This window comes from Helicobacter vulpis (assembly GCF_003660395.1).
GTDB lineage: Bacteria > Campylobacterota > Campylobacteria > Campylobacterales > Helicobacteraceae > Helicobacter > Helicobacter vulpis.
In genome coordinates this window covers 41,509-49,103 of record NZ_QXQT01000014.1, presented here as the reverse complement: position 1 = coordinate 49,103, position 7,595 = coordinate 41,509, and the positions used below count along the sequence as shown (strand labels likewise).

Here is a 7,595-nt window from a genome sequence, read left to right as displayed (position 1 = left end):
TCTCTATCACGAGGCGATTAAGGCGCACATGAGTGAGCAAACCAACCCAAGCCTTTGATAGCGTGCTAGACAAAGCGGCATTGCAAAATTATATCAGTAGGAGATTCTGCAACAAACCCCCACAGAGTTATAAATGGCGATTAATAATGTCGTGCAAAGGGGAGGTAAAGTGTGTGCCTACGATGAAAATGGCGAGGAGCTTTTTAGTAAATCTGGGGAGTTGGTGCGCTACACGAGTAGCTCCGTTTATGCAAGATGGGGAAATAAAGTGTGTAAGCTTGATGCTTACGACTATGTGATGAATCCGGATGTCAAGGATGAAGGAGGAGACTGGATATGGGGTGTTTTATTTGTGGTTGTCGTTGGAGTGTTTGCTGCGTATTGTTCTAGTGATCGTAATAAACCAGCTACCCAAGAGCAGAGCAATAAAGGATATGACAAACAGCGGATATCTTCTACGATGCGATGGAGTTCTTCACACAGCGAAGCTACGAACAAGCTTTAGAGCGTTTTATTTGGCTTGCCCAAATCAAATACCGCCCTGCCTTTAGTTCTTACATGGCGGGGCAATGTGCTTATAAAGAGAAACACTACCAAGAAGCCATTAAATTTTATCAACAAAGCCTAGCGATTAAAGAACAGGCAAGCTACACAGCCATTTTATTAGAAAACCTAGCCAAAGCCTATAAAGCCCTCAAAGATGAGAAACATTATGCGCATTACAGGCATCTTTTAGAACAACAAAGAGCAGGGGATTGATAAGGGCGCAAGATTTAAGCCCCACCCCCTTTTCAAGTTTTGATCTCTTAGAGCGTGCGCGAGAGGGGGGAGCGACTAGCCCTCCAACTTTTCTTTTAACAGCGCGTTGAGCGCGCTAGGGTCTGCCCCCTTGAGGTTTTTGAGCGCCTGCCCAACAAAAAAGCCCAAGAGCTTACTCTTACCCCCCCTATACTCAGCCACCTTGTCAGGATGTTGGGCTAATAGGGCTTCAACCACGCGCAACAACGCCCCTTGATCTTGAATTTGGGCTAGCCCAAGTTTTTCTATCAAAGTGTCCACATCGCTAGGCTGGCTAGAGTTTTGATTCAACAGAGCGTCTAAAATCTCCTTGCCCGCCTTGCCAGAGATTTTCTTAGAATCAATGCGCTGCACCAAAGTGCCCAGAGTCTGCGCGCCCACTGTGCAAGATTCTAACTCTCCTCCCTCCAGCCGCCCCAATAACTCCACACACAGCCAAGACACGCTCCCCTTCACGCTCGCGCCCATCTCTACCATCTCTTCAAAATAGCGCGCGATGCCCACATCGCTCACCAGGATAGCCGCGTCTTCAGGCTTTACGCCTAATTCTACATAGCGCGCCCTTTTGGCATCGGGCAATTCGGGGATGTCTTGATCTAAGAGCGCTTGGGGGATGTGCACGCGCCTAAGATCGGGATCGGGGAAGTAACGATAATCTGCCGAGCCCTCCTTATCGCGCATGGATTGGGTGATCCCCTTGGCCGTGTCAAAAAGCCTAGTTTCTTGTACCACTTCTTTAGCGTAAGTCCCCCGCTCAAAGGCCTCAATCTGGCGTTCTACCTCGTACTCAATGGCCTTTTGGATAAATCTAAAACTATTGAGATTTTTGATCTCCACACGGGTATAAAGCTTCTCTTCCCCCTTAGGGCGAATGGACACATTGGCATCGCAACGAAAATTCCCCTCCTGCATATTAGCGTCCGAAATGCCCAAAAAGCGCACCAAGGCGTGCAATTTCTTAAGGTAACTGATGGCCTCTTGCGCGCTGCGCAAATCCGGGCGACTCACGATCTCTAGTAAAGGCGTGCCCGCGCGATTCAAATCCACCTTAGAAAACTCCCCTTCATGGATGTTTTTCCCCGCGTCCTCTTCTAAGTGGGCGCGCTCAATGCCAATGCGCTTCACGCCTGTTTCTGTGTCAATGTCCAAATACCCCGCGCTCACAATGGGGATTTCAAATTGGGAGATTTGATAGGCCTTGGGCAAATCCGGGTAAAAGTAATTCTTGCGCGCAAAGATCGAATCCTGGTTAATGGTGGCATCAATGGCCATCCCAAAAGCGATCGCCTTCTTTAAGGCCACTTCATTGAGCACGGGCAAAGCCCCGGGCAGGCCTAGGCACACCGGACAGGTGTGGCTATTGGGGGTGTCTTTAAAGCTAGTCGGACAGCTACAAAAAATCTTAGTCTGGGTGTTGAGCTGGGTATGCACTTCTAGTCCGATAATGGTTTCAAACATGAAAATCCTTTAGAATTTAATGCCAAATACTCTCAAGACAAGCACCACAACTGCGCCCACAAGGGCTAGCCCAAGCAAGACAACTGCGATATTGGCAAAGAAGACAAGTACCGCCACCACAAGGGCGATTGCAAAGGCGATCACAAGGGCGATGATCAAAAAGACCGCCGATTCGATGAGCAGGTCAAACACCACCGGAAACACGCTCACAAGCCCCCCCAAAGCCAACAGCCCAAGCAGGCAAAGCAAGAAAGTGCCCATCAAAAAAGCTCCACGCTAACACCTGAGTGCTTGCTATTTGCGCTCTACGGGAGCCATTTTTTCCTTTTGCGCCGCCTTTCTGGCTTGGACTTTGGGATCCATAGTGAGGATGCTAAAGCTCAAATCCGCCACCTCTGGGTGGGATTTGATATAGGCGTTGATCTCTTCTAGTTTCAAGTTCTTGATGCGCTCTAGCATGATCTTGTCGTAGTTGAGAGGAAGGCCTAAGTAGAAATTGTGAAACTTGGTGTTCAAGCGCTTGCCCAAAGTTTCATTGGCCAAAGGCTCAGAACCTAGCAAGAATTTCTTAGCCCCTTCTAGCTCCTCTTGGGTGATGCCCTTTTGTACAAATTCTTTAACCACCTGCTTGACCAACGCGATGCTCTTGTCTTGATTCTCTAGCTTGGTTTGCAAGTAACCTGTGGCGCAATTGATGATGCGCGAGAGTTGGACGCGCATGTAAGCGCTGTAGGCCAAGCCCCCCTTGACTCGAACAGCGTCCATCAAACGCGAACCAAAGCCACTAGAACCCAACACAAAGCTCATCACTTTGGCTAGGGGCAACTCTTTTTCCAAATCTTTCATGTGGAAGGGCGATCCAAAGTAGATATAGGCTTGCTGGGTGTCCTTGTAAATGATTTTCTCTTGGGCTTTTTGCGCCGTACTAAAGTGGGGGGTGAAAAAGGGTTTGTTGGAGGGCAGGGCCTCTAGCAAGGGTTTGAGCTGTTCTAGGGTTTTATCCGTATCCATGTCTCCGCCCATCACGATAATGAGCCGCTCAATGTCCAGCGCGTCCTCTAGGCGTTTTTTCACATCCTCTAACGAAATGCTTTGGATACTTTTTGGCGTACCCACAGCCGGGTGGGCTAGGGGGGTGTTGGCAAAGAGAATTTTATTGAGCTCAAGCTGGGCGATGTAGTCAAAATTGCTCATTTTGGTGAGCGCGTTGGCCACCATGTTTTTTTGCACCTTCTCTAAAGCGCTCGCGGTGAGATTGGGGGAGAGCAAGAGATCGTGCAAGTAACCGATGGCCTTTTGTTGGTATTCTTTCAGAAAGCCCAAATCAATGTGCAAGGATTCCAATCTAATATCTGTGTCTAGGGTGATGGCCAATTGTTCTAATTGCTCGGCAAATTTGACACTGCCTAACTCTTTGGTCCCCTCATTGAGCATCTCCGCGCTCAATTTAGACAAGCCGTATTTGTCCTTATCGCGCAAATTCCCCCCCCCAATGAACATCAAACGAATCGTACCCATGGGCAATAAGTGATTTTCTTCATAAATCACGGGGATCTTGATCCCTCGGATGGCAAAATATTTAATGCCCTCCCCAACCTGATCGCGCTTGATCACGCCGTATGTATCGCCCACTTGATTTTGTTTGGTCTGTTCCATCCATGCTCCTATCATAATTAGCACCAACACCACAATGGCTAGCAACAGTGCGTAGCGTATTCCTTTGACTTTCGCGCCCATCAATACCTCTCTAAAATTTCATAGGCCGTATTGCGTTTGGCGGCCTTGCCCCCTAAATCGTTCACCAGGGCGATCATCTCTTTTTGATCCATACAAAAACTCGTGCCCGCTGCCTTGACCACATTCTCCTCCATCATCACACTCCCTAAATCATTCGCTCCAAAGAGCAAAGCCAACTGCCCGACCATCGCTCCTTGAGTTACCCATGAACTTTGGATATTGACAATATTATCCAAAAATAGACGGCTACAGGCTAACAAGCGCAAATACCGATTCGCGCTGGCTTTTTTAATGTCGGGTCTTTCTTGCTGTAGGGGGGTGAAATTGGGCTGAAAACTCCAAAGAATAAAAGCCCGAAAGCCCCCCGTTTCATCCTGCAAATCGCGCACTCTTTGCAAATGTTCTACCACATCTTCTTCTGTATCCACACTCCCAAACATCATGGTCGCCGTGCTCTTGATCCCGCATTGGTGCGCTTGTCTGTGCACCTCAATCCATGCATCTGCGCTGAGTTTTTTAGGCGCAATGACCTGGCGCACCCGGTCGCTTAAAATCTCTGCGCCCGCTCCCGGGATCGAGCTCAAACCAGCCGCTTTTAGGCGTTGCAAGACTTCTCTTAAAGAGAGTCTAGAAACTTTGGCGATGTAGTCAACCTCTACAGCTGAAAAGCCGTGGATGGTGATGGTGGGGAATTTTTGGGCGATATGAGAGAGCAGGTTTTCGTAATAGTCAATTTTGAGCTGGGGGTGCACCCCACCTTGAAATAAAATCTGTGTACCCCCAATGGCTAACAATTCCTCAATTTTACAATCGATCTCTTCAAAACTGAGCAGGTAGGCATCCTTGTCTTTGAGGGTGCGCTTAAAGGCGCAAAACTTGCAATCCACAAAGCAAATATTGGTGTAATTGATATTGCGATCCACAATGAAGGTCGTGGTGTTGTCCGGGTGCAAAGCCTGCTTTTTGGCTAGGGCTAAAGCCCCGAGTTCCTTAAGCGGCTTGCGCAACATCCACTCTAAAAGGGTGCTCTTATCTAGTCGTTTCATCTTGTTCCTTAAAAACGCGTTCCCATAGAAAACTCAAAGCGTTGGGTGAGATCGCCCATGTCCGTGTTGAAATACAAGCCCTTCTTGCTGCTCCAGTCGTTGAAAAAGGCGATGGGGAAGATGAGTACCAAAGGCCCCATAGGCGAGATCCACTCAATTTGAATCCCCGTAGAAGCCCGCCAAGTACCATGCTCATAACCCGCCCCGATCACGCCATAATCTTTAAAACTCACATCGCTAGTGGTCAAAGCGTTGTGCCAAAAGCCCCCCATTTTGCTAGCGGTTTTAAAGGTCAAAAAGCCCCAGTCAAAGAACCATGCCACGCGCATTTTAGCCGCCTTGAGCAAACCATAACTCAATTCCACAGAACCGGTGTAGATTCCATCGCCCCCAACCCACATCCCTTCTGCGTTTCTGGGCGTGATCGAGCGGTTTCTAAAGCCACGCACCGTGGTAACACCCCCCAAGTAAAACACAGAGTTCAAGGGCAAATAATCCTCTGTATTGTAGCGGAAGATATAGCCCCCCTGCGTCTTGAAGCGCGCGATCAGATCAATTAAAATGTATTTTTTCAAATGGTGGTAGGCGGCGAATTTGCCATAGATTTTAGCGTTGCGCACATTCCCACCCAAGCCATTCCAAGAGTTGAGCGTGCTTGAAGAGGGCAGGCCGGCCATCGTGGTGTAGTTGGCAAAGGTGAAGCCATTTTTGGGGAAGTAGTAATCGTCCGTGTTGTCAAAATTGGTGCTTAGGGTGAACGAACTGGTGGTGGGGGTGTGGTAATCGCGATCCCATAAACCACGCAAGGGTTGGCCATTGGGCCCTAGTGCTGGTTGCCCATTAGGATAACGGATGATAGTGTCCTTGCTGCTGTAAAACATTTCATAGAGTGGGCTAGAAAACCCGATGATCTTGTTGATGCTGTAGTTATACCCTAAATTCATGCTAAAGGTGTTGGTGATCATGCGCCCCACAGACGCGCTAAAGCCCCCGCCTTGCTGGATATAGTTGTAGTTAATGATGTATTCAGCAAAGAGGCTAAGTGAAGAGCTATAACGGCTATCAAAAATCCTAGGGTTTCGAAGCGTCAAGTTTCCAGAGAACATGCGCCCGCTCCCCCTAATGCCATAATTGCGATTTCCACCCCCTGTAGAGACATTGGCATACAAGCTCATGCTCTGCCCTGTCCCAAAGAGGTTTTTCTCACTCACGCTCCCATTGAGCATCAACCCCCCATAGCTTCCATAGCCCAGACCAAATTGCAATTGCCCCGTGCGCCCCTCTTCAACATTGACTAACAAATCCATCAATTGGCTATTCACCCGTCTCTCTTCAATCTTGACCTTAGAGAAGAAGCCCAAACGGCGCAATGCGTTTTCTGAATTGGCGACTTTGGTCAAGCTGTAGCGTTCTTTAGGGTTGAGCCACACTTCACGGCGGATCACCCGGTCGCTGGTGCGTTGGTTGCCCGAGATAATAATGTCGTTGATGTAGACCATGTCCCCGGGTTCAATACGGTAAATGACCTTTACTTTGCCATTTTTCTCATCCTTATCTAGGTCGGGTTTGACCACCGCAAAGGCGTAGCCCTTATCAGCAATTTCACGCTTGAGTGTTTGGGCATCCGCACGCATGTCCTCAATATTGAACACCAAGCCCTTTTTGATCTTGAGCCCCTTTAAGAGTTTGGGGATGGGCACAATGGGCTTGCTAATTTGAATCTCGATTCCAGAGACGCGGTATTGAATCCCCTCTCTAACCTTGTAGTAGAGTTTGGCCTGATGGGTGGCAAAATTGGTATTTAAAAAGGGAGAAGACACATTCACATCCAAGAAGCCATGGCGCAAATAGACATCTTGGATACGCATGGAGTCGTATTCCAATTCGTTGAGGTGGAGTTTCCCGGAGTTCAAGCCCCACATCCAGCCCATGAAATCGCGTTGTTTGTTCGCGCTCAAGCTCTCCACTACACGGGGTTTGAGCTGTTCGCGCCCTTCATAAGTGGACTTGGTGATGTAAATGTGATTGCCCCGATTCACATGGAAGACGATGCGATAAGCCCCCCCATTGGCTAAACTCTCCGTCTGTGTCTCCACCACGCTTCCATAAAAGCCCTGCTGTTCTAAGGCGGCTTTGAGAATGTATTTGGCGTTCTCTAGCTTGCTTTCATCGTAAGTGTCCCCCTTTTTGATCCCCATTTGGGTGTAGAGATTCTCTTTTTCCTTTTCGGTACCATAGCCCTTGATCTCCACGCCGGCAATGCGGGGTTTTTCTTTGAAGTGGAACACCAACTTGCCCTCTTTAAAAGTGGCATACACATCTTCAAAATAGCCTTGACTGTAAAGGGCTAAGATGGCTTGGTCAATTTGTTCTAGGTCTAGGGGGTCGTTTTTCTTAAGTTTGACAATCTCGCTTGCGAGCATGTCAGACATGTAGGAGAGGTCTTTGTATTCTATGCTGGTGATTCTGGCCTCTTCAGCGTCTACAGGCACGAACAATTGCCCCGCGCACACCAACATAATTGTGAGAAACTTTTTAATGGAACACCTCTGATTT

The 7,595-nt window shown here is 48.4% G+C and carries 7 protein-coding genes; 2 read left to right on the top strand and 5 right to left on the bottom strand.

Annotated elements, in window-relative coordinates:
- The first annotated feature begins 133 nt into the window (after positions 1–133).
- Positions 134–505, top strand: coding sequence for a hypothetical protein (locus EAO38_RS05965; RefSeq protein ID WP_121022041.1), 372 nt, complete (start codon positions 134–136; stop codon positions 503–505).
- Positions 506–558: 53 nt separating this feature from the next.
- Positions 559–759, top strand: coding sequence for a hypothetical protein (locus tag EAO38_RS05960; RefSeq protein WP_235852539.1), 201 nt, complete (start codon positions 559–561; stop codon positions 757–759).
- Between the two features lie 75 nt (positions 760–834).
- Here the strand turns inward: EAO38_RS05960 and gatB are convergent, their stop codons facing one another.
- The 5 genes from gatB to bamA are packed head-to-tail and all read right to left on the bottom strand — an operon-like array spanning position 835 to position 7,558.
- The gene (gene gatB, locus EAO38_RS05955; RefSeq protein WP_121022037.1) at positions 835–2,262 is read right to left on the bottom strand and encodes an Asp-tRNA(Asn)/Glu-tRNA(Gln) amidotransferase subunit GatB; all 1,428 of its coding nucleotides are present in this window, start codon (positions 2,260–2,262) and stop codon (positions 835–837) included.
- Between the two features lie 3 nt (positions 2,263–2,265).
- Positions 2,266–2,505, bottom strand: a complete 240-nt coding sequence (locus EAO38_RS05950; RefSeq protein ID WP_162982701.1) for a hypothetical protein — start codon at positions 2,503–2,505, stop codon at positions 2,266–2,268.
- Between the two features lie 45 nt (positions 2,506–2,550).
- The gene (locus EAO38_RS05945) at positions 2,551–3,993 is read right to left on the bottom strand and encodes a M16 family metallopeptidase (RefSeq protein ID WP_407927426.1); all 1,443 of its coding nucleotides are present in this window, start codon (positions 3,991–3,993) and stop codon (positions 2,551–2,553) included.
- Entirely contained in the window at positions 3,993–5,003 is a 1,011-nt protein-coding gene (locus EAO38_RS05940) for a dehypoxanthine futalosine cyclase (RefSeq protein WP_407927427.1), read from the bottom strand. The genes EAO38_RS05945 and EAO38_RS05940 overlap by 1 nt, the downstream gene beginning before the upstream one ends.
- Positions 5,004–5,047: 44 nt before the next feature.
- Positions 5,048–7,558, bottom strand: coding sequence for an outer membrane protein assembly factor BamA (gene bamA / locus EAO38_RS05935; RefSeq protein WP_121022030.1), 2,511 nt, complete (start codon positions 7,556–7,558; stop codon positions 5,048–5,050).
- Between the last annotated feature and the right edge of the window lie 37 nt (positions 7,559–7,595).

Excerpts from the sequence above, each read along its gene's own strand:
- EAO38_RS05965 (WP_121022041.1), top strand. The coding sequence starts at position 134 with ATGGCGATTAATAATGTCGTGCAAAGGGGAGGTAAAGTGTGTGCCTAC.
- EAO38_RS05940 (WP_407927427.1), bottom strand. The coding sequence starts at position 5,003 with ATGTTGCGCAAGCCGCTTAAGGAACTCGGGGCTTTAGCCCTAGCCAAA.
- EAO38_RS05945 (WP_407927426.1), bottom strand. The coding sequence starts at position 3,993 with ATGGGCGCGAAAGTCAAAGGAATACGCTACGCACTGTTGCTAGCCATT.
- EAO38_RS05960 (WP_235852539.1), top strand. The coding sequence starts at position 559 with ATGGCGGGGCAATGTGCTTATAAAGAGAAACACTACCAAGAAGCCATT.
- bamA (WP_121022030.1), bottom strand. The coding sequence starts at position 7,558 with ATGTTGGTGTGCGCGGGGCAATTGTTCGTGCCTGTAGACGCTGAAGAG.